The organism is Maribacter arcticus (genome assembly GCF_900167935.1).
Lineage (GTDB): Bacteria > Bacteroidota > Bacteroidia > Flavobacteriales > Flavobacteriaceae > Maribacter > Maribacter arcticus.
Map to the genome: position 1 here is coordinate 250,726 of NZ_FUYL01000002.1, position 22,482 is coordinate 273,207.

The 22,482-nt window shown below is 34.2% G+C and carries 16 protein-coding genes; 2 read left to right on the plus strand and 14 right to left on the minus strand.

Going from position 1 to position 22,482, the window contains the following annotated elements:
• Position 1: 1 nt before the first annotated feature.
• From B5X55_RS03925 to uvrC, 8 genes are all read right to left on the minus strand, one after another.
• Positions 2-460: a hypothetical protein gene (locus tag B5X55_RS03925; RefSeq protein ID WP_079511303.1), complete on the minus strand. Its 459-nt coding sequence runs from the start codon at positions 458-460 to the stop codon at positions 2-4.
• 92 nt (positions 461-552) lie between these two features.
• Positions 553-3,261 (minus strand): TonB-dependent receptor, encoded by a 2,709-nt coding sequence (locus B5X55_RS03930; protein WP_079511304.1) that lies wholly within the window; start codon positions 3,259-3,261, stop codon positions 553-555.
• 171 nt (positions 3,262-3,432) lie between these two features.
• A complete protein-coding gene (gene pgi / locus B5X55_RS03935) occupies positions 3,433-5,070 on the minus strand; it encodes a glucose-6-phosphate isomerase (protein ID WP_079511305.1) in 1,638 nt (545 codons plus the stop codon).
• A complete protein-coding gene (locus B5X55_RS03940; RefSeq protein WP_079511306.1) occupies positions 5,051-6,352 on the minus strand; it encodes a peptidoglycan DD-metalloendopeptidase family protein in 1,302 nt (433 codons plus the stop codon). The genes pgi and B5X55_RS03940 overlap by 20 nt, the downstream gene beginning before the upstream one ends.
• Positions 6,352-7,323, minus strand: a complete 972-nt coding sequence (locus B5X55_RS03945; RefSeq protein ID WP_079511307.1) for a tryptophan 2,3-dioxygenase family protein — start codon at positions 7,321-7,323, stop codon at positions 6,352-6,354. The genes B5X55_RS03940 and B5X55_RS03945 overlap by 1 nt, the downstream gene beginning before the upstream one ends.
• 7 nt (positions 7,324-7,330) lie before the next feature.
• Entirely contained in the window at positions 7,331-8,110 is a 780-nt protein-coding gene (locus tag B5X55_RS03950; RefSeq protein WP_079511308.1) for a DUF3108 domain-containing protein, read from the minus strand.
• A 353-nt stretch (positions 8,111-8,463) separates the two neighbouring features.
• The gene (locus B5X55_RS03955) at positions 8,464-10,719 is read right to left on the minus strand and encodes a patatin-like phospholipase family protein (protein WP_234999660.1); all 2,256 of its coding nucleotides are present in this window, start codon (positions 10,717-10,719) and stop codon (positions 8,464-8,466) included.
• A 22-nt stretch (positions 10,720-10,741) separates the two neighbouring features.
• Positions 10,742-12,535 (minus strand): excinuclease ABC subunit UvrC, encoded by a 1,794-nt coding sequence (gene uvrC / locus B5X55_RS03960; protein WP_079511310.1) that lies wholly within the window; start codon positions 12,533-12,535, stop codon positions 10,742-10,744.
• 504 nt (positions 12,536-13,039) lie between these two features.
• Here uvrC and B5X55_RS03965 point away from each other — a divergent pair.
• A complete protein-coding gene (locus tag B5X55_RS03965; RefSeq protein ID WP_079511311.1) occupies positions 13,040-13,600 on the plus strand; it encodes a 5-formyltetrahydrofolate cyclo-ligase in 561 nt (186 codons plus the stop codon).
• Here the strand turns inward: B5X55_RS03965 and B5X55_RS03970 are convergent.
• The 4 genes from B5X55_RS03970 to ileS all read right to left on the minus strand — a co-directional run bounded on the left by B5X55_RS03970 (position 13,597) and on the right by ileS (position 18,737).
• Positions 13,597-14,259, minus strand: coding sequence for a lipoprotein signal peptidase (locus tag B5X55_RS03970; RefSeq protein ID WP_079511312.1), 663 nt, complete (start codon positions 14,257-14,259; stop codon positions 13,597-13,599). The two genes, B5X55_RS03965 and B5X55_RS03970, sit on opposite strands and share 4 nt — an antisense overlap.
• Positions 14,260-14,292: 33 nt before the next feature.
• Positions 14,293-14,850: a DUF4097 family beta strand repeat-containing protein gene (locus B5X55_RS03975; protein ID WP_143814396.1), complete on the minus strand. Its 558-nt coding sequence runs from the start codon at positions 14,848-14,850 to the stop codon at positions 14,293-14,295.
• A 101-nt stretch (positions 14,851-14,951) separates the two neighbouring features.
• Positions 14,952-15,335 (minus strand): TraR/DksA family transcriptional regulator, encoded by a 384-nt coding sequence (locus B5X55_RS03980; protein WP_079511314.1) that lies wholly within the window; start codon positions 15,333-15,335, stop codon positions 14,952-14,954.
• Between the two features lie 3 nt (positions 15,336-15,338).
• Complete coding sequence (gene ileS, locus B5X55_RS03985; RefSeq protein ID WP_079511315.1) at positions 15,339-18,737, minus strand: isoleucine--tRNA ligase; 3,399 nt, start codon at positions 18,735-18,737, stop codon at positions 15,339-15,341.
• Between the two features lie 186 nt (positions 18,738-18,923).
• Here ileS and B5X55_RS03990 point away from each other — a divergent pair, with 186 nt between their 5' ends.
• The gene (locus B5X55_RS03990) at positions 18,924-19,241 is read left to right on the plus strand and encodes a hypothetical protein (RefSeq protein ID WP_079511316.1); all 318 of its coding nucleotides are present in this window, start codon (positions 18,924-18,926) and stop codon (positions 19,239-19,241) included.
• A gap of 53 nt (positions 19,242-19,294) precedes the next feature.
• On the opposite strand, the gene B5X55_RS03995 is transcribed toward B5X55_RS03990, so the two are convergent.
• Together B5X55_RS03995 and recO are read right to left on the minus strand one after the other, a co-directional pair.
• Positions 19,295-21,706, minus strand: a complete 2,412-nt coding sequence (locus tag B5X55_RS03995; RefSeq protein ID WP_200811584.1) for a TonB-dependent receptor plug domain-containing protein — start codon at positions 21,704-21,706, stop codon at positions 19,295-19,297.
• Positions 21,699-22,427 carry a DNA repair protein RecO gene (gene recO, locus B5X55_RS04000; protein WP_079511318.1) on the minus strand — a complete coding sequence of 243 codons (729 nt, stop codon included), beginning with the start codon at positions 22,425-22,427 and terminating at the stop codon, positions 21,699-21,701. Before recO ends, B5X55_RS03995 begins: the two co-directional genes overlap by 8 nt.
• Positions 22,428-22,482 lie beyond the last annotated feature (55 nt).

The following is a 22,482-nucleotide window of genomic DNA, read 5'->3' on the forward strand; positions in this document are numbered from 1 at the left end:
ATTAATTAAACCATTGTCCCCAAGGTATTCTACTTAATATAAGCACCAAGCCAATTCCGTAGAAAATAGCGATACTTTTAAATTTTTTATCTCCTTCAACAAACTTTTTGTGTCTAGACCAACCAATAGTTATTGAAACGATTGCCAAAATATTAATAAATGGATGCTCTACTGCAAGTAAGCGAGCTGCAGAGGTTAAACCTCCCATTCCAAATTCTTGAATAGCACTTAAACCACTTGGCGAAACAAAATAAAGCAACAGACCAACCAACAATTGTATATGGCACAAAATCAAGGCGAAGAGACTTAGCCTTAAATCTTTACCCATATTAAAAATTCTTTTTCCCATTAAACCAGTTATTGCATTTGCAACAGCTAAAATCAATACCGCTAATGCGATATAGGCCAAATAAGAGTGTAAAGAATGCACCCAAGTATACGCTAATCCTGTTTCTTCCATAATTTCATTTATTAAGATTTAAAAGTACTGAATTTTAAGCATAAAAAAACCCTGCCAATTGGCAGGGTTTTAAATCATATCAAAGAACTAGTTTAGAAATTAAATCTAGCACTTAAGTTCCAAGTGGTACCGAAACCAAAGAATACACGGTTGCTAGTATTAATACCATCATAAGTATCATCACCAGGCTGTGCAAAAATATTAGTATCAGACTCTGCGATATACGTTGTATCAAACAGGTTGTTTACATTTAATCTGAAGCTTAACTTTTTATCATCGAATGGAATGCTATATGTTGCACCTGCATCGGCAAGACCAAAAGAAGGCAATTTCAAAGCACCATCAGGACCTACACTTGTAGCATCAAATTGGGCGTATAGATTACCCGCAAAACGATATCCAAAATCAACATTTAAGTTATTAGCTACATTATAATCAGCACCTATGAATGCAGTGAACTGTGCTGCATCACCAACTTTAACACCATCTAAGGCTAACGTTTCAACCTGCTCTACCCCACCTATAACAATAGGTGCTTGATCGTTATCAAAATAAGTAGCAGTAACATCATCTTTATATTCCCAGTTACCAATTGACATCATACCAGTTAGTGCAAACTTGTCACTAGCTTGGAATCTACCATCAAACTCAATACCTGTGTGAACCTGAGTAATGCCTAAAATATTAGCGGTACCACGAATCTCATCTGGCTGACCTGCATTGAATGTAGCACCAGTAGATTCAAATCTATCTTTCCAGCTTGTGTAATACAAGTTAACATTTGCTCTAAACTTTGACCTTCTGTAACCATATCCTAATTCGAAGCCAGTGATTTTTTCATTGGTTAAATTTGGATTCAAGTTATTTCCAAAATTGATATAAACCGCATCAAATAATGGTTGTTTAGAATAATATCCTGCATTAGCAAAAAAGTTATTTCTTGCATCTACGTTCCAGTTTACCCCACCCTTAACGTTTCCGCCAAGAATATTTTCGAAATCAGTTTTAGCTGCTGGTACTTCATTAAAGAATTCTTCTCTTGCAAAACCTTGGTTAGATAATGCTCCTTGAACGAAACCTGTAATATCTTCAGTAAAGTTATATTCAACTTGACCAAAAAGACCTAACCAATTTACTAAACCGGTATTGTAGTAATCAATTTTTTCTTCATCATCAATGTTACCAAATACCCACCATGGTTGGTTTGCATTATAGGTTTCAGAGAATAACTGGTTTGGATTGTTTCTATTATCTGTTTCTTGATAAACATCACCACCTAAACGATCATTCACTCTTCTATAGTGATATCCTTTATATTTTCTAAGATCAACACCAAAATCAATAGTTAAATCACTAGAAATACGGTTATTGAAGTTAGCCAAAATTCCATACCAGTTATGAGAATTTACAGAAGCTCTTCTTGAAATACCGTTAGTGTTATTTTCATTAGCATTTTGATCACTATTATTTACGTATTGACCATTAATTTGCTCTCTTGGAGTATCACTAAAATCTGACACCAACTGACCACTGTTATAAGCTACAATATCATCAACTCTGATTAAACCATCAGCAGTTCTTGGAAGTCTAAATTGTCTATTTCCATTAATTTCACCAATTTCACCAGTACCACCACCACGGCCAAAAGAAGCATAGGTAGAAGTTTCTAAAGTAGTTTTTTCACTTAATTTCCAGTTCCAGTTTAAGCTAATAACAGGTTTATGGTAGAAATTACGACGAAAGCTATATTCCTCACCATTTCGGTAACCCCAATCTTCATTATATTTTCTGTTTGGCTCACCATCGCCATCACCATAAAGAATTTGAGTACCAATTGATGTAGCTCTACTTCTTTGATTGTGCCATTGAGGAGCACCTGTAACCATAAACTCTAAACTATGATCACCAGCAGTATAACCCAATCCCATAAAGAAGTTGTACCCTTCAAATTCAGTACCATCAGCATACATACTACCACCTGTTCTACTAATTAACATAGAAGCAGATAATCCATTATCTAAAAGTCCAGAAGAATAAGAAGCTAATGTTTTAACATAACCATCATTACCAACTGTTGCGCCTATAGCACCACCTTGAGCATTCAATGATGTTTTAGTAACAACATTAATTGTACCACCAACAGATGATACTGCCAATTTAGAAGAACCTAGACCTCTTTGTACTTGAATTGCAGATGTTACATCTGAAAGACCAGCCCAGTTACTCCAGTATACTTGACCGTTTTCCATGTCATTTACCGGAACACCATTTATCATTACCGCTGAGTTATTAGTGTCGAAACCACGAATATTTACACGTGCATCACCAAAACCACCACCTGATTTCGTAGCATATATAGATGGAGTTGTATTTAACAACTCTGGAAACTCTTGAGAACCTAATTTCAATTGAATTTCCTCTGCTTTAATGGTAGAAACTGCAACAGGAGTTTTACGATCCTTAGCAATATCTTGTACACCAGTTACAATAACACCTTCTAATTCTTCAGCATTAGGCTCTAAAACAATTGAACCGATATTACCTGAAGCAGTAAAAGAAATTTGTTTAGAATCAAATCCAATGTAAGACACTACTAAAGTTCCAGTTGCTGAACTTACATTAATTGTGAAATTTCCATCAAAATCAGATGAAGTACCATTTGTGGTACCTTTTACCATTACAGTTGCACCAGGTAAAGGTGAGTTAGAATCACCATCTAGCACAGTACCAGTAATAGTTCCTTGTGAAAAAGCAGTTACGGTCATTAAAAATACCGCAATTGCAAAGTACATTTTTTTCATTTTTTCAAGTATTTGTTAGTTTTTAACTTGCTGCAAAAGTCTTCTAATTTTTGTCCTCTAACGTTAAGATAACGTTAAATCAGCATTGCAAAAATACTTGAAAAAATTATATAATAGAACTGTAAATGAAATAGTTATACTCTTTTTAAAGAGTCTTATCAATATTCTAAATTATTTCTTAAAATATTGAAGAAGTCTCAATGTAGAGCTGTCATGTGCTGAAATATCTGAATTTTCAATATCACTAAGTATCGTACCTGCTAGTTGTTTACCTAACTCTACCCCCCATTGATCGTAGCTAAATATATTCCAAATTACACCTTGTACAAAGATTTTATGCTCATAAAAGGCAATTAATGAACCTAAACTTTTTGGTGTTAATTTATTAATAAGAATGGTATTCGTTGGCTTATTACCAGCAAAGACCTTAAACGGTGCAAGTTTATCAATATCTTTTTGCGCTACGTTTTTAGCTTCTAATTCGGAAATCACCTCTGCTTTAGTTTTCCCATTCATTAGCGCTTCTGTCTGTGCAAAATAATTTGCCATCAATTTATTATGATGGTCCTTATCACCATGCAATGAGTGCTTATACCCAATAAAGTCAGTTGGTATTAATTTAGTACCTTGATGTATGAGTTGAAAAAAAGCATGTTGCGAATTCGTACCTGGCTCTCCCCATATAATGGTGCCGGTTTCATAACCAACAACTTTACCAGTACGATCTACACTTTTACCATTACTTTCCATTATACCTTGTTGTAAATAGGCAGAAAATCTACTTAAGTATTGTGCGTAAGGAATTATTGCCTCAGTCTCTGCACCATAAAAATTATTATACCACACACTTAACAATGCCATAACAACAGGGATATTCTCAGAAAACTCTGTTTCTTTGAAATGAACATCAGCCTCATTCGCACCTTGTAATAAGGCATCAAAATTATCATAACCGACCGCCAAAGCAATGGTTAGTCCTACAGCGCTCCATAATGAAAATCTACCTCCAACCCAATCCCACATAGGAAATACATTAGCCTCATCAATTCCAAATTCAGCAATTTTTTCACTATTAGTTGACACCGCTGCAAAATGCTTTGCAATATCTTCTTGAGTCGCATGCTTTAAAAACCACTTCTTAATAGTGGTAGCATTACTTAAAGTTTCTTGCGTTGTAAACGTTTTCGATACTACAACAAATAAGGTTGTTTCCGGATTTAAGGTTTTTAGAACTTCATGAACATGATCACCATCTACATTACTTACAAAATGAATTGATAGATGATTTTTATAAAACTTTAAAGCCTCTGTTACCATAGCCGGACCTAAATCTGAACCACCAATACCTATATTTACTACATCGGTAAATGTTTTACCCGTGTACCCTTTCAATTCACCATTAATAACTTTATTGGTGAACTTTTTAATATGCTGCTTAACCTCATAAACCTCTGGGATAACATTGACGCCATCTACCAATACTTTGTCAGATTTTTTAGCCCGCAATGCCGTATGCAAGACTGCCCTACCTTCTGTTTCATTTATAATGTCACCATCATAATAGCCTTCAATAGCACCCTTTAAATTTACCTCTTTTGTTAATTGAAGTAACAACTGCATGGTTTCTGTGGATATTCTATTTTTAGAATAATCAAAAAGAAAATCTTTCCATTGCAACGTAAACTTTTCCGCTCTTTTTGCATCCGAAGAAAAAAGATCTCTTAAATGTGCATCTTTCGTTTCTTTATAATGAGTAGTTAGCTTTTTCCAAACTTCTGTTTGTGTTGGATTAGTTTTGTTTAATGCCATCTTCCTGGTTAAGTGTTAGTAAATCTTCTTCCTCTTCTAAAAAAACTTTAGGATATATAATACAATCTAACTGTTCTTTTAAAGGGGATATATAAGTGAAATATTCTGGTCTTAAAGTTTCATGCAAAGGTTCTGCCTGTGGCAGCTCTTCTCTTAAAGGATCTACTTGTTTCCCATTTTTCCAAAAACGGTAACAAACATGAGGCCCTGCTGTACTGCCGGTCATCCCAATCCAACCAATAACATCACCCTGACGAACAAACTCACCTTTTTTAACCTTCTGAGCTTTCATGTGCAAGTATTGTGTTGCATAAGTTCCATTATGCCTAATCTTAACATACTTACCATTACCACCTCGTCGAGTTGATTCTATAACCGTGCCATCTGCGGTTGCCATAATTGGCGTACCTATTGGTGCAGCATAATCCGTTCCTTTATGTGGTCTTACTTTAAAACCGTAATGTTTTATCCTCCTTTTAAGATTATATCTAGAAGATAGTCTGCCATATTCAACAGGCATTCTTAAAAATGTTCTTCTTAAATTATTCGCGTCTTCATCAAAATAATCTACTATACTTTTTAGCGAATCGTTCTCATATGCAAATGCATAAATAGGCTTTCCATTATGCTCAAAAAACGCAGCTTCTATTGGTTCTGCTCCCGCATAGATTGAATCATTAATGTACTTTTCATTGTAGATTACCTTGAACTTATCTTTCTTTTGTAGTCTTGAAAAATCAATTGTCCAAGCATATACATTCGCTAGATTATGAGTTACGTTATAATCTATACCCTGTTCTAAGATTGCTTCTGATAAACTGGTTTCAATTATACCCGATACTTCTCGTCGAACATATTTCACCTTTCTTTTATCTGTATACACCTTTACACTATCTCTCATATCTATGACCGTATAATTTATAGGGTCGTTCTCATAAATGAATATTTGAGCCTGTGCAATAGTATCTTTAGATTTTAAAATGACATATGGTTTACCTACACGAATTTTACGAACATCGAACGTGTCTCTATAATTTTCTGAAATAGCTGCTATTTTTGGGTAGGCAACTTTGTTTTGCATCATTAATTCCCCAAAGCTATCTCCATATTTAATAGTATCTAGCTGAACATTAAATTCATCTAGATTAAAGCCAAATTGCTCATTTACAACATCAGCTTTTGGCACACTAATTTCTTGTGCAATGTCATTTTTATGCTCTACATCATCTTTACAAGACGCTAAAACAGTTAATGCCAATATTATGCCCCAATATTTCTGCATTACTTCATTTTTGATTTATCTGGATTTAGCATATGGTATACCCATTGCTTACCCCAATTATTTAATTCTTGATCTGAGTATAACTCTGGAAAGAATACAATTTTTTGAAAACTAGGTGGCAAATATTCCTTCCAATTTGTGCCCCCAGTTGCTTCAATATCACCAGACTCTCTTCTTAAATATCTATGAGCAGAACCCATATGCATTAATTGCCAATTGATATTAGCATTTATATCTAAGGTTTTTAGCGCTTCAACCAATGATTCATTTTTCTTTAAATCACCGGGCAAACTTAGGTATTTATGATAGATAGTTGTGCTTTTTACTTGCTTTGCTATTCTAATCAATCTAGGAGTATACCTATATTCAAATTGTTTTAAGGTAAGGGTCTTTTCGCCGGTGCTAATATCGGTAGCTCCTTTTTTCCAGTAAATATGCTCGTACAATTCTTCTATTTTACTTTCTGAGGAGTATTGATCTCTTTCTGACACATGAACCAAATTTTCTAAAGGTGTTGCGTAAATCTCAATCATTCTAAACTGCGCAGATTGAAAGCCACTTGCAGGAAGCAAAGCCATACGATATTGTAAAAACTGCTCACGCTCCATTCCTTTAATCATAACACTAAAGGAGGATATTAACACGGTGTAGTAACTATTTATTCTTCTTAATTTCTCAATAAAAAAATCAAGATTACCACTTTTATCATCTACCAATTGCTTTTGCTCATGTAGAATCAATTTAAAATAGAGTTCGGTAATTTGGTGATACATGATGAAGATTTCTTCATCGGGAAAATGTGTTCGAGGAACTTGTAAACTTAAAAGGGTATCTAAATGAATATAGTCCCAATACGTTAAATAACGTTGGTGTAATAAGCCATCTAAATAAGAGCTAAGATCTTGCCCAGAATCCTTATATTTTTCTTCGAGTTTAGATATTTGGGATTTAATCTTCTCTTTATCTTCCATCTATTGGCTAATCCATTATAATTTTAAACTGATGCTTTAGTCCGTTATACCCATCAATATCTGCTTTTATTGCCCCTACCGCTAAATCTGCTTTAATTCTAATCGGTATTCTATTTTCGTCATTAGAAACCCATAACGACAAACTTTCTTGTTCTTTAAATACACGACCAGATTGAACTAAAGGCCTAAATTTTAAACATTCTACTTTCCCGTATTTTGTGTTGACAACTTCCTTACCTAAATATTTAAGTTTAAAGTTAAAAATACCATCATCGTCATAAAGCATTTTCAGGGTAATTGCCTTTCCCACTTCAAGGTCTTCCGTTTTATAGTTATTCCTTAAGAAGTAAAAAGCAGATATTAAATCTTGTATATTGTCCTGTAATGTAAAACTAAGCTTTTTCTTGTTTTTTTTATCATTAAGTTCAGCTTTCGACTGCTTATAATCAAAGTTTATTTCAACGTCTTTTGTATAACCGCCCTCATTAATTTTTCGAACAAATCGATATGGTTTTCCATCATTTTTATCAAAGTAGCTTTCATAAGTGTCATCTACCTTAAAAAACCAACTGGCGACACCAGTTGTTTCACCATGCCCAACAACATGATAAACTGGCTTCTCATTAATAGTAGCTGAATTAACTTGCAATGTGGCATAGCTAGCGTTTAAAAACCCATAATGCATTCTAAACTTCAACCACTCTCCAACGCTAAAAGCAGAATTTTCATTTTGACTTTGAGCAATAAAAAAAGAAAAAAGAAAGATTAGTATGATAGATTTTCGCATAGCCTTTAATTTAAAGCAAAAGTAATAATTGAGAGCTCTCAATTATTACTGTTACACTATCTTAAACAAATTTTATTCCAAAGTATTGCATAAAAAAAGCCCAGTCTAAAAACTGGGCTTTTCCTAAATAACCAACCAAACTTTAAATTATGAAAAACCACTACTTAAAGTTGTAAGGGAACCACCCCTTAGCTAGTGTAAATTTAAGACACATTTTAATACCCAACGTACGGTTTAACTTACTTTAATGATAACCTTAACAGTTATTCACACTTCAGATTAATATTTGGGAAACTATTAAGAATAAAGGGGAGTTAGAAATTTTTTTGATGAGTTTCAAATCTGTTTTCTGTCTAGAACCAATAGCCCACACTTACGAAAAACTGTGACCTCTCAGTTTCTGGTGACCAAGAGTACATAAGATTAACCGGACCCAAAAATGACTCCCAACCATACCCAACCCCATAGCCAGAATATGTTGGTGCTTTGAACCAATCTCCAGTTCTAAAAAGATCATCATCTACATTGGCAAAATTAGCAGTGAACATTACATGATTTTTCTTCGCGAACTCAAAATCTAATCTTGCATATGCTTTAACAAAACTATTACCTGGCAGGCTTAGGAAATCATAACCGACGAAAGGGGTGAAATTATTTATAAAATCAGTGCCATAACCGCCTAGAACGAAATCATATGTGGTAACATTAGAGACTCCCAATTTAAAGCCGCCTTCGGTTTCTAGATTTAAGGATAGATTTTTCACTAAAGGAAAGGCCATACCCATTCTAGCTTTGGAAATAGAAAAATCTTTAAAGTTATTATTGAAATCTGACGATAAAACATAATAATGCATATCACCACTAAAATATAAGCCTCTCGATGGAAAATACTTGTCATCATAAGTATCTAACTTTAACGCCCCATATGCACTTACATAATTACTTTTTTCAAAATATGTTCGCCCATTATCTGTAGTGGTATTTATAGTTAGGTCAGTATTGGGAATATCACCAAATGTTCTAGTACTGTATTGCAAATACTTAAATTCCGCACCTAAAGTAAAAGCAAACTCCTCTTTTATAACAGTTTGAATATATAGCTGATTAGTAAAATCAGATACAGCAAGGTTAATTGTATTAATTCTAGAACTTGGGGTAACATCAAAATTGTCTCCTATAAGGTCAAAATCTATCTCCTGTTCAAAATCATTAAATCTAGAATTAACACCAAAACTCCAATACGAACCTTTGTCTACATAATATTCAAAATTGTACCTAATATTATCCCCTAGAATCAAATCAAAAGACGCTACATCATCCTTAGATAATATTCTACGTTTGGTAAGATTGATTATTGCAGCACTTTTATATAAATCATCAAAATGAGCACCTAATCTTAAAAAAGAGGTATTGGGTGTTTCATCTAAGGGTAAAATTAAATCTTCACCATCATTTATATTATTTAATAATTTATATCTAATGGTTTTAAAGTTACCTGTGGCGGCCAAATTACCAATGCCTTGCTGCAATTTCTTAAAGCTTATAGATTCATCTAAATTAAATCTTAGCTTCCCTTTTATATATCCTCTAGTATGACTTGTGTTGCCATCAATCAACAATCTATTTATAGTTAGCTGTTGGTCCGAATCGACGGCAGTCATATAGTTTTTATCTTTCTTAGTCTTTGTTCCCAATGCTCTAAGTTCATCTATTTTTAAATTTGCAGCATCTACCCCTGTTTGAATAATAGCATTTAACTTATTGAATTCAATTACAGAATATTTTTCTATTTGTGGCTTTATATAGACATCGGTTTTTGCAGATTTTATTTTCATATCTGCCACCGTTCTATAATTATTAATTTGCAATAAGATTTCTGTCGCAGACAAAAGCGCTTCTCTATCGGATAGGTCATGCTGCACATCTACACCAATAATAATATCTGCACCCATAGCCAGAACCTCATCGATAGGATAGTTATTGACCACGCCACCATCTATTAAAACCTTATCGTTTATTACTGAAGGCTCAAAGAGTGAAGGCAATGTACCACTGGCCAATATTGCTTCAGGCAAATAACCCGAATCTAAAACCACCTGCTTACCTGTTTCTATATCTGTGGCCACACAAACAAACGGAGTAGGTAATTTATCAAAGTCTTCAATATCTTTTACGTGATACAAAAGCCTAACCAATTCATTATAAATATTTTGCCCACCTGAGTAGGCAGGTGGAACGGAAACCTTAAAATTATTGAAAGGCAGGGTCAACGAATACCGCTCAGCGTCCTCTTTTTCATAAAATGTTTTAGCACTTCTTGGAAGATTATCTTGAATAAGCGTTCCAAAATTGGTTTCATTAAACATGGAGTCTAACTCCGTAGCCGTATAACCCGCAGCATACAAAGCACCAACAATTGCGCCCATACTTGAACCTCCTATATAATCTAATTCTATTCCTGCCTCCTCAATTACTTTTAAAGCGCCAATGTGCGCCATTCCTTTTGCTCCACCTCCGCTTAAAACTAATCCTATCTTTGGTCTTTTTTTATCAGAATCTGTCTGCGCAATTAGACACAAAGAGTTAAGCAACAGAACTGTCACTACCATTAATATACTATTTAAATTGAAACTATTCTTTACGAAAAGACTCATATATCTTCTTGGCTTTTGACGCTCCAACTTCTTGGCTTAGGCTTTCTATAGTAGCCTCTTTTACGCGTTTAACAGATTTAAATTTTTTCAATAACTGTTGAGCTGTTTTTTCACCAACCCCATCTATACCCTCTAACTCAGAATTAATAGCTCCTTTACTTCTTTTATTTCTATGAAAGGTTATGCCAAACCTATGCGCTTCATTCCTTAAAAATTGTATAATCTTTAAACTTTCAGACTTTTTATCTAAATAAAGAGGAATCGAATCTTCCGGAAAATAGATTTCCTCTAATCGTTTCGCAATCCCTATAATAGCAATTTTCCCTCTTAGCCCTAAAATATCAAGGCTTTTTAAGGCAGAAGACAATTGCCCTTTTCCGCCATCGATTACGATAAGCTGAGGAAGTGGTTGCATTTCTTCTTGTAACCTCTTATATCTGCGATAAACAACTTCTTCCATTGAAGCAAAGTCGTCTGGCCCAGTAACCGTTTTAATATTATAATGTCTGTACTCTTTTTTAGAAGGCTTACCATCTTTAAAAACAACACATGCCGCCACCGGATTACTCCCTTGTATATTACTATTATCAAAACATTCTATATGCCTAGGCTCTGCAGATAACCTTATATCCTTCTTCATTTGAGCCATAATCCTATTCGTATGACGGTCAGGATCAATTATCTTAATCTGATTAAACCGCTCTTGCCTAAAGAATTTGGCATTACGTTCAGACAAGTCTAGTATACGCTTTTTATCTCCTAATTTCGGTATAGTAACTTTCAACCCTGTAGACACAGCTAATTTAAAAGGAACATATAATTCTTTAGAATCTGATTTAAAACGCTCTCTAATTTCAACAATAGCAAGCTCTAGTAAATCTTCATCTTGCTCTTCAAGTTTCTTTTTTATTTCCATCGTATGCGACCGAATAATTGAACCATGGGCCAATTGTAGAAAGTTTATATAAGCGAAAGAATTGTCTGAAATTATACTGAACACATCAACATTACTAATCTTAGGATTCACTATAGTTGACTTTACCTGATAGTTTTTCAGTACATCTATTTTATCCTTAATTTTTTGAGCCTCCTCAAATCTCATTTCGGCGGCCAACATTTTCATTTGACCTTTAAAGTAGGTAATTGACGACTTAAAATTTCCTTTAACAATTTGACGTATGTCTTCTATTTGTCGGTCATATTCAGCAAAAGTTTGATGGCCCTCACATGGGCCTTTACAATTACCTAAATGATATTCTAAGCAAACTTTATACTTACCCGCATTTATTTTTTCTGCAGACAAATCATAATTACATGTTCGCAAAGGGTAAACACTCTTTATTAAATCTAAAAGAATTCGAACCGTTTTCATACTAGTATACGGACCGTAATATTCTGACCCATCTTTTATAACTCTCCTAGTAGGAAAAAATCTTGGGAAACGCTCGTTCTTTAAACAAAGCCAAGGGTATGATTTATCATCCTTTAGCAATACATTATACCGAGGCCTTAATTCTTTTATCAGATTATTCTCAAGCAATAAGGCATCTGACTCTGTTGGAACAACAATATGCTTGATAGAACTTATTTTTTTTACCAATACCCGAGTCTTACCATACTCATGGTTTTTATTAAAATAAGAGGAAACTCTTTTCTTTAAATTCTTAGCCTTGCCAACGTATAAAATACCGTCATTACTATCATAGAATTGATAGACCCCTGGGCTAGTGGGCAATGAACTTAATTGTATATTTAAGGGGATTTCAGACATAATTTGACACTACTAATTTAGTCTATATTAATCAGTTTAAATTACACTACATGTCTATAATCAACAAACAAAATTCTGTAAAAAGTAGTTTTCGAATAAATTGCGAACATGGCATTATTTTAATTAAAAACTGGTAAATCTTAAAAATATGAACCCTTATTTTACCGCATTGCCAAGTTGATAATTTAGCTAATATCATAAATACTTGATTATCAATTGTTTATATCAAATTTCCTGTTTGGATATTTACTAGTATGTTAATTTTTACAAAAATTAGTGCAGTTAAACGATAAAAAAGTACTTTTCATAGATATGTATTAATTATTTTACTTATTTTTAACTCGATAACAACACAAGTTAGTTTATTAATAATACCAGAATATCATGGAAAGCTATATAATCACTTTAGGAACATATCTTATATTAATGTTATTTTTTAAGGTATTTTTTGCTGTTGCAGGTAAAGAATAAATTAAAAAACACTAGAGCTAACACTACTTCACTATGCTGAAGAAGGATTTACGCTTAAAATATTCAAGGTTACGAAATTCAATTACCCCCACTCTTTTAGGCCAGCAAAGTATTGCTATTGCAAATTCTATATTGCAGTTACCTATATGGGAAAATCAATATTTCCACATATTTCTTCCTATTGAAAAAAAAACTGAAATAGACACAGAAGGTATTATTTCTATACTTCTTGGCTACGATAAGAATGTTATTGTACCAAAAGTAATTTCAAATACAGAGTTAGAACACTATTTACTTACCGATAACACGAAGTTCATTACTAATTCATTAAATATACCAGAACCCGTTGATGGTATTACAGTACCTCCTAATAAACTTGATGTTGTTTTTATACCGCTATTAGCGTTCGATAAATTTGGCAATAGAATTGGATACGGCAAAGGATATTATGACCGGTTTTTAAGTAAGTGTAAGGCCGGTGTAGTAAAAATAGGTTTATCTCTTTTTGAGCCAGAAGATTTAATCCAAGACATTTCACCTACCGATATTCCGTTAGATTATTGCGTAACTCCGGCTAAAACCTATACTTTTTAATTATTTTGACTCTGAGAAGAATTATTCTCTACAACTGTTGAGTCTTCTTCTTTATGAAAGGCCTTTTTATTAAATACCAATAAAATACCAACACCTGTACTTATCGCCGTATCCGCTATATTAAACACGGGCTCGAAAAATCTAAAATTTTGACCACCAACTCCTGGCATCCAACTTGGCCATGTGGCATCTACCATCGGGAAATATAACATATCTACCACCTTGCCATAAAACAATTTACCATAAGGTTCGTCTGAAAAAAGAGCAGCAACCCCGTTATAGCTATCATTAAAAATGATACCATAAAATAAGGAATCTAAAATATTACCTAAAGCACCAGCAAAAATCAAAGAAACTGCCCAAATTAATGTTGTAGAAGCCTTTTTCTTAATTACATCAAAAAGCCAATACCCTATTCCGAAAATTGCAAACAATCTGAAGATAGTAAGTACCAATTTACCTATATCATCAGAAATAGGTAAAATATCACTCAATTTGGCTCCCCAAGCTGCGCCTTCATTCTCAATAAAAAGAATCTTAAACCAGCTAAATACCTCAACAGATTCACCTAGCACAAAATGGGTCTTTATATAAATTTTACTTAATTGATCAATAATTAGAATCAATAAAATAAATAGTACAGATTTTTTAATATTCATGGGCATAAATCAATGAGGGCAAAAATATAAATATTATTCGGTTTTAATTAATTCTATATTTCCAGTAACTGTTTGTAGCTTATAAATAGGCAATCCTTTTGGAATTAGGTTTAGCGAGACTTTACCATACTTGCTATTCGCCTCTATCTGAGCAGACTTTGTCAACACACCAATAGAACCACTCTGAGTTCTTACACTGACATTTCCCAAAACTTCATTTAATTGACACACACCATCTGATAAAGCTACATTTACCTCTTTATATGTACCATCTATGACTACCCTTGAATTAGTGCCATATATTTCTACATTTTTATTTTTTGGAATAGTAAGCTTCAACATTATTGAGATTACCTTATGAGCGCTTAATTTATCGTTAGGGTTTTCAAAACTTGGCACAAAACCAGCTTCAATTAAAATTGTAGAGCCGTTTACGTCAACCTTTAAGTCTAAGTCTTGACTATATTCACCTTCTATTTCAGCCTCTATAGCTACCTCATTGCCTTGACCGGTATGCATTTCAATCTTAAAACAATTAGCCGAATTCACTTGAATCAAACTAATATCTTGTGCCAAGATCATTCTTTGCAATTTCTTTTGTGCCTTTAGGCCAAACGAAATCAATAACAGACAACATACAACACAAGTTCTCAACATTATCGTATTAAAAAACGCCCCTAAAGGCGTTTTAATTATGATTGCATATTCTTAGCTTCAATGCTAAGTGTAGCATGAGGAACCAGTTTTAACCGTTCCTTATTAATTAGTTTCCCCGTAACACGACAAAGACCATAGGTTTTGTTTTCAATACGTAACATTGCATTCTTAAGGTCACGAATAAACTTCTCTTGCCTAATAGCCAATTGGGTGTTAGCCTCTTTACTCATGGTCTCAGATCCTTCTTCGAAAGCTTTAAAAGTAGGTGAAGTATCATCCGTACCATTATTACCATCGTTCATATAGGCACTTTTTAAAAGTTCTAAATGACTTTTAGCCTTTTCTATTTTCTCCTCGATCAATACTTTAAATTCTGCCAAATCTTTGTCAGAATACCTTACTTTTAAATCTTCTGCCATCTTTTAATGTTTTTCAATAAACAATTTAGTGTTCACTTCGTCAAAAGCAATTTCGATGCCTTCGTTTAATTCTTCTTCAAAACTTAATAAAGCCGTTAAAGTTTCTGTTTTAATATAATCTAAATTACCCTTAACCGCAACTTCAACAAACCCGTCTTTTAAAATTTTAATATCAATTTTATCCGTTACTTCAAAACCAGAATCTTTTCTGATATTTTGAATTCTATTTATCAATTCTCTTGCGATACCTTCATTTCTCAAATCCTCATTAATAGTAACATCTAGTGCAACTGTTAACTTACCAGATGTTGCCACCATCCAACCCTCAATATCTTGAGAAGTAATTTCTACATCTTGTAACTGTAAATTAATACTTTTATTTCCTAATTGTATTGATAATTCGCCATCCTGCTCAATTTTTTGGATATCATTCTGAGTAAAAGCTCCTACTTTCTGAGCAATCTCTTTCATTTCTTTACCGAATTTTGGACCTAACGTCTTGAAGTTCGGCTTAATACGTTTCACAAGAATACCAGAAGCATCATCAAGCAGCTGAATTTCCTTAACATTAACTTCAGATTTTATTAATTCTGATACCGCTTCAATTTCTTCCCTATCCTTATTATCTAAAACAGGAATCATAATTTTCTGTAAAGGTTGACGTACTTTTATCTTCTCTTTCTGACGGATGGATAACACTAAAGAAGATATAATCTGCGCTTTCTGCATTTTCACCTCTAAGCTTTTATCTATTAGAGATTCATCTGCAACTGGAAAATCTGCCAAATGTACACTTTCAAAACCTTTCTTTACTGTTGCCCTATTTAAATCTAAATATAAACGATCCATAAAAAAAGGAGCAATCGGCGCTGATAATTTAGCAACAACATCTAAACATGTATACAAGGTTTGATATGCCGCAATTTTATCCTGGGCATATTCCCCTTTCCAAAAGCGTCTTCTACACAAACGAACATACCAGTTACTTAAGTTCTCTTGAACAAAATCTGATATCGCTCTCGCTGCACGTGTTGGTTCGTACTCATCATATGCGGTATCAACAGTTTTTATCAAAGAATTCAATTCAGATAATATCCAACGATCTATCTCTGTGCGGTCAGACATAGGTATATCGTCTTCTGCATAAGTGAACTTATCTAAATTGGCATAAAGACTAAAAAAGGAATAGGTATTGTAAAGCGTACCAAAAAACTTCCTTTTTACTTCCGCGATACCTTCGGTATCAAACTTTAAATTATCCCAAGGGTTAGCGTTACTAATCATATACCATCTAGTAGCATCCGCTCCATGCTCGTTCATAGTCTCAAAAGGATCTACCGCATTGCCCAATCGTTTAGACATCTTTTTACCTTCCTTGTCTAAAACGAGTCCGTTTGAAACTACATTCTTATAGGCTACCGAGTCAAATACCATAGTTGCAATAGCATGCAGCGTATAAAACCAACCACGTGTTTGGTCTACGCCTTCGGCAATAAAATCTGCCGGAAAGGTTTTTCCTTCGTCTATTAAATCTTTGTTCTCAAATGGATAATGCCATTGTGCATATGGCATTGAGCCACTATCGAACCACACATCTATTAAATCACTTTCACGCTTCATTGGTTTCCCAGAAGCAGAAACCAAAGTGATCTGATCCACTATGTTTTTATGTAAATCTATTTTATCATAGTTCTCTTCAGACATATCGTCCACTATGAAATCTGCATATATATCTTTTTGTAAAACTCCCGCTGCTACAGCTTTTGTCATCTCTGATTTAAGCTCTGCAACTGACCCGATAATTATTTCTTCTTTACCGTCCTCTGTTCGCCAAATAGGCAAAGGAACTCCCCAGTATCTTGATCGAGATAAATTCCAATCATTAGCATTTGCCAACCAATTTCCAAATCTACCTTCGCCGGTAGCTTTTGGTTTCCAATTTATGGTTTGATTCAATTGAAACATGCGATCCTTAACATCGGTCACCTTTATAAACCATGAATCTAACGGGTAGTATAGAATAGGTTTATCGGTACGCCAGCAGTTAGGATAACTATGCACATACTTTTCAACCTTAAACGCCTTATTCTCTTCTTTTAAACGTATTGCTATCTCAACATCTACAGAACGTTCTGGCGCCTTACCATCTTCGTAATACTCATTCTTGACATACTTGCCGCCTAATTCTTTTAACTCAGGTCTAAATTTACCTTGTAAATCAACAAGAGGAACCAAATTTCCATTTTCGTCCAATACCAACATTGGTGGAATCTCTGGCACAGCTTGTTTGGCTACAAAAGCATCATCAGCACCAAAGGTCGGTGCCGTATGCACAATACCTGTACCATCTTCAGTAGTTACGAAATCACCAGCAATTATTCTAAAGGCATTTTCCGCATTTTCATACGGAAGCACATAATCCAATAATTGCTCGTATCGAATACCTAGCAAGTCTTTTCCTTTGAATTCTTTTACAACGTAAAAAGGAATATTCTTATCACCAGAAGTATAATTTAATAATTCTGACTTTTCAGAAACTTGCTTAAACTTTCCTGCGAATTGCTTTCCTACCAAATTCTTGGCAAGAACAACATTCATTGGCTCAAAAGTGTATTGATTATAAGACTCAACCAAAACATAATCTATTTTTGGTCCTATCGTCAAAGCTGTATTTGAAGGCAATGTCCAAGGTGTGGTCGTCCATGCCAAAAAGAATATGGTTCCTTCGTTCTGTAAAAACTCAGGCAATGTTTCTTCTACCGCTTTAAACTGTGCCGTTACCGTAGTATCTGTCACATCTTGATATGTACCGGGCTGGTTCAGCTCATGAGAACTTAGCCCTGTTCCTGCTTTTGGTGAATAAGGCTGTATCGTGTAACCTTTATATATTAGTCCTTTAGAATAGATTTGTTTTAGCAACCACCAAACGGTTTCCATGTATTTGGATTTGTAGGTGATATATGGATCTTCCATATCTACCCAGTAACCCACTTTTTCAGTCATAGAATTCCAAACATCGGTATATCTCATTACTGCCTTTTTACAAGCAGCATTATATTCTTCTACCGAAATCTTAACCCCAATATCCTCTTTGGTAATACCTAACTCTTTTTCAACTCCCAACTCAATAGGCAATCCGTGCGTATCCCAACCAGCTTTTCGTTTAACTTGAAAGCCTTTCATAGTTTTGTACCTCGGAAAAATATCCTTTATCGTACGCGCCATTACGTGGTGTATGCCGGGCATACCGTTTGCTGACGGCGGACCTTCATAAAACACATAACTTTCCTTACCCTCGCGGGTAGATATACTTTTTTCAAAAATGGCATGCGTTGACCAGTAGTCAAGTATCTCTTCTGCGACCTTTGGTAAATTCAAACCTTTATATTCTGCGAACTTCATACGAAATGCTTATGGTACTGGATTTTTAAGGCAGCAAAATTATAAAATTTAGATTTAATTTGAGGTAATTGACGACACTGATATACCCCTAACTAACTGATTGTATTAAATAATAGCAAGTTTAACGTCTAAAATTCGACTTGAACCGTAAATAACATCAAACAATAACCATTTTAACATAACACGATGAAAAAAGTAATTTTAGGATCATTAACAATTTTAGCGTTAAGTATGTCATTTTCTTGTAGAGATACTGTTGACAAAGCTAAATCTGCAACTGAAGAAGCTGGCGCTGCATTAGAAGAGGCAGGTGAAGATTTGAAAGAAGCTGGGAAAGATTTAGAAGAGGCAGGTGAAGGTGCTGCAGAATCAGTAAAAGAAGCTGGCGAAAACACAATAGACGCTGCTAAAAAAGCTGGTGACGATGTAAAAAAGGCAGCTAACGATGCAGCAGATGCAGCAGCAAAGAAAGCCAACGAAATAGAAAAGGCAGTTAAAAACTAAATTTTACTACTCTATAATTTTAAAAGACCCGTTTTACGCGGGTCTTTTTTTTGTTAAAAATGATACCCTATTCCTAGTATTAAATTTTGTCCCGGGGCTACAATACCAGATGAGTATGTTCTATACCGCTGGTCTGTTATATTCTCTAAACTTACGGTAGCTTTTAGACGATTGGTAATATCGTATTGCGACCGAAAGTTTAAGGTGTACCAAGAAGGAGCATACGGGTTACCGTTTTCATCTAAAGCATAGATATATTCTTTAGATTGTTCTGACATTGCGAGATTCTTATACTCAATTTCGCCATTATAATTTACAAACAAATCTGTTCGCAGTCTTTGGTTTTTCCATACAATATGAAAATCTCCAAAAGTCGGTGCTGCATGACGAGCAGGTGTTTCAGTACCATCATCTTCCTCTTCTACACCTTCAGTTATTGTCAAGTTAGACGATAAAGACCATTGTTCATTAAGGTATGCTTCTAAACCAAATTCAAAGCCATAAACATAAGCCTTAGCCACATTCTGTATTGCTTGCACATTACTAAGCTCACCTCCATATTCAATTTCAGAAACACCATTGTAACTAAAATCTCGTCGCACCAAAGCATCTACCAAATACGTATAGTAAGCAGTTCCTTTTAAAATAAACTTATCGTTAATATTTCGTTGGACACCAATTTCTGCATTGTATGCATATTCAGGCTCTAAATCTGGATTAGGAACCACTACCGACCCTGGCTCAGAATCAAATATCTTACCGACATCATCAATATTTGGGGCTCTAAAACCTGTAGACCCATTTAAGGTAATTTGAAGATTTGCTCTTGGAAACCAGCTGAAACCTATACTACCCGTTAAAGCTCCTGTGCTTAAATCTGCAGTCTCAAAAGGAAAATCATAAAAAGTATCATCAAAAACAGCATCGACCCATACATGACTATACCGCAAGCCAGACATAATTGTAAAATTTGGTTTTGCTTTATACTCCCCATTCAAATAACCTGCTAAACTTTGCCATGTTGAACCATCTGGATAACGAGAGGCCGACTCAATTTTTTCATCTGTGGTACTATTTAAGTCAAAACCACTCGACCCAACTTTATTAAAAATATACTCACTACCATAGTACAGCCTAAAATTACCCATCTTCTTATTCTCAAGATCAATATTCATATTCAAAGCATTTACTTTTTCTATCGTGGTATTTAAGACCACATCTTGAAAATCTCGATTACTTCTACTTTCTTCAAAATGTTGATAGGCAAGACCTAATTTTAAACCATCATAAAACTTTCCATTTCCTTTTTTTTGAACTTGAGCATTACCCATGAACCATTTTTGAGGTCCATAATACCATTCTGCTGACCGTAGTCCTAACCCGTCACTTGTAGGCCTAATCAATCTATCATATCTAGAATAATCTGAAGTTTCTGAATAGTATGCACCAAGATTTAAATCCCATTTCGAATTGGGTTTATACAGAAATTTTTGCATCAGGTTTATTTGGTCATAGCCAGTGAAAACCTGTTTTTCGGGTGAATTATTATTTGCCAACTCATCAATACCATTCTTAGTGCGGACAAATGTATTTCGCAAGTATGAATCAGGGCCATGCGATCCCATTCTTAAATCTTGAAAGTTATTATAGGTAATACTTGTTAAAGAGGACCAATATTTTTTACCAATATTTACATCAGCGTGAATTGTGCTTTCCAGATTTGCAGAAGCAAATCTATAATTGGCATTACCGTGGACCAAAAGACTATCGTTCTGACTTAAAATAGGCTTCTTGGTATAAAAATTCATTACCCCACCAATAGCGTCACTCCCGTAAATAACCGAACCAGGCCCAAATATTACCTCAGTATTCTTTATAGTAAAAGGATCTATCGAGATTACATTTTGAATATTTCCTCCTCTAAAAATTGCATTATTCATTCGAACACCATCTACAGAAAGCAATAACCTATTAGTTGCAAAACCCCTAATCATAGGGCTCCCGCCTCCTAATTGACTTTTTTGCACAAAAACTTTACCACTATTTTGAAGTAAGTCTGCAGATGTTTGTGGCGATGAAAAAGCAATTGACCTAGCATCTAATGAAATAATTCTATTAGGAATATCCCTTTTCTGTTGCTCCCATTTAGAAACAGACATTACAACTTCATCTAATTGCTGGGCCTTCATAATCAAATACACCTTTTGACCTTGCCTACTAATTTGTTGCTTGGTTGATTTATATTCTTCGTAGCCTATGTGTCTTAGAATAAGTCGCTCTTTGTTAGTGAAAATTGAACCATCTAGTACTCCATCAAAATTTGACAATGCTACTTTCGACTTATCTTTATTAAAAACTGCAACGTTTGAAATTACCTCGCCACTATCCGCATCTAAAACAGTTATTTCTTGGGCATGACTAAACATGGTCATTAAAAAAAATACAACAAATAGAAATTTATACATATGTGTTGAAAACTTCATTTAACACGGCAAGTGATTTTGGTTTCCTGAAACCCTGTAGGTGTAATTCAAAATAAAGTATCAGGGATTTTAATAATTCTTGGCGGTTAGTTTTTTTCATCTTTACGTTATGTATATCATCAAAATTTATGCCCAACAAGGTCTTGAAATAATATATATTTTCACCTCTAAGCATCGGGTTTAATGATTCAACCGAAACAAACTCACCTTCTAACAAATCAAAATATGGCTTATCTATCTGATACACATCAGGATAAAACCCTAAAAATTTAGTAATTGATAGCATAAAAAATAGATGAAAATTTGCTACATCTTTATGCATATCCAACCATTGAAATGAAGCCTCTAAAAATTCGAATAATTCTTCGTTTTGTTCTTCTTCCCGAATACTATTAACCAATAGCTCTGCTAAAAATAAGGTCATAGCATTTTTGGCCATATCAGCATAAAGGGATTGATAATGATAGTAAACCTTAGCTTCGCGTAGTGTTTCTAATGTTCCTTTATTTCTATGGATTGCAACAATTTCTAATTGTGTTAAAGGTTGAAAATAAGCTGTCTTTAATTTCCCTTTTTTAGATGTTAACACGCCTCGTAATAAATAGGATTTTATACCGTCTGAGGCTGTAAATGCTTTAACTATAAGACTTGTGTCACCATATTTTATTGCAGAAAATACTATTGCTTTTGTTGTTACCTGCATAATGAACCATCTATTTCAACAAATATAATAGTTTGTACAACGGCGACGATATTCT

What these genes read in the sequence shown, in the direction of transcription:
- B5X55_RS03925 (WP_079511303.1), bottom strand. Translation starts at nt 460, where the DNA reads ATGGAAGAAACAGGATTAGCGTATACTTGGGTGCATTCTTTACACTCT.
- B5X55_RS03930 (WP_079511304.1), bottom strand. Translation starts at nt 3,261, where the DNA reads ATGAAAAAAATGTACTTTGCAATTGCGGTATTTTTAATGACCGTAACT.
- pgi (WP_079511305.1), bottom strand. Translation starts at nt 5,070, where the DNA reads ATGGCATTAAACAAAACTAATCCAACACAAACAGAAGTTTGGAAAAAG.
- B5X55_RS03940 (WP_079511306.1), bottom strand. Translation starts at nt 6,352, where the DNA reads ATGCAGAAATATTGGGGCATAATATTGGCATTAACTGTTTTAGCGTCT.
- B5X55_RS03945 (WP_079511307.1), bottom strand. Translation starts at nt 7,323, where the DNA reads ATGGAAGATAAAGAGAAGATTAAATCCCAAATATCTAAACTCGAAGAA.
- B5X55_RS03950 (WP_079511308.1), bottom strand. Translation starts at nt 8,110, where the DNA reads ATGCGAAAATCTATCATACTAATCTTTCTTTTTTCTTTTTTTATTGCT.
- B5X55_RS03955 (WP_234999660.1), bottom strand. Translation starts at nt 10,719, where the DNA reads ATGGTAGTGACAGTTCTGTTGCTTAACTCTTTGTGTCTAATTGCGCAG.
- uvrC (WP_079511310.1), bottom strand. Translation starts at nt 12,535, where the DNA reads ATGTCTGAAATCCCCTTAAATATACAATTAAGTTCATTGCCCACTAGC.
- B5X55_RS03965 (WP_079511311.1), top strand. Translation starts at nt 13,040, where the DNA reads ATGCTGAAGAAGGATTTACGCTTAAAATATTCAAGGTTACGAAATTCA.
- B5X55_RS03970 (WP_079511312.1), bottom strand. Translation starts at nt 14,259, where the DNA reads ATGAATATTAAAAAATCTGTACTATTTATTTTATTGATTCTAATTATT.
- B5X55_RS03980 (WP_079511314.1), bottom strand. Translation starts at nt 15,335, where the DNA reads ATGGCAGAAGATTTAAAAGTAAGGTATTCTGACAAAGATTTGGCAGAA.
- ileS (WP_079511315.1), bottom strand. Translation starts at nt 18,737, where the DNA reads ATGAAGTTCGCAGAATATAAAGGTTTGAATTTACCAAAGGTCGCAGAA.
- B5X55_RS03990 (WP_079511316.1), top strand. Translation starts at nt 18,924, where the DNA reads ATGAAAAAAGTAATTTTAGGATCATTAACAATTTTAGCGTTAAGTATG.
- B5X55_RS03995 (WP_200811584.1), bottom strand. Translation starts at nt 21,706, where the DNA reads ATGTATAAATTTCTATTTGTTGTATTTTTTTTAATGACCATGTTTAGT.
- recO (WP_079511318.1), bottom strand. Translation starts at nt 22,427, where the DNA reads ATGCAGGTAACAACAAAAGCAATAGTATTTTCTGCAATAAAATATGGT.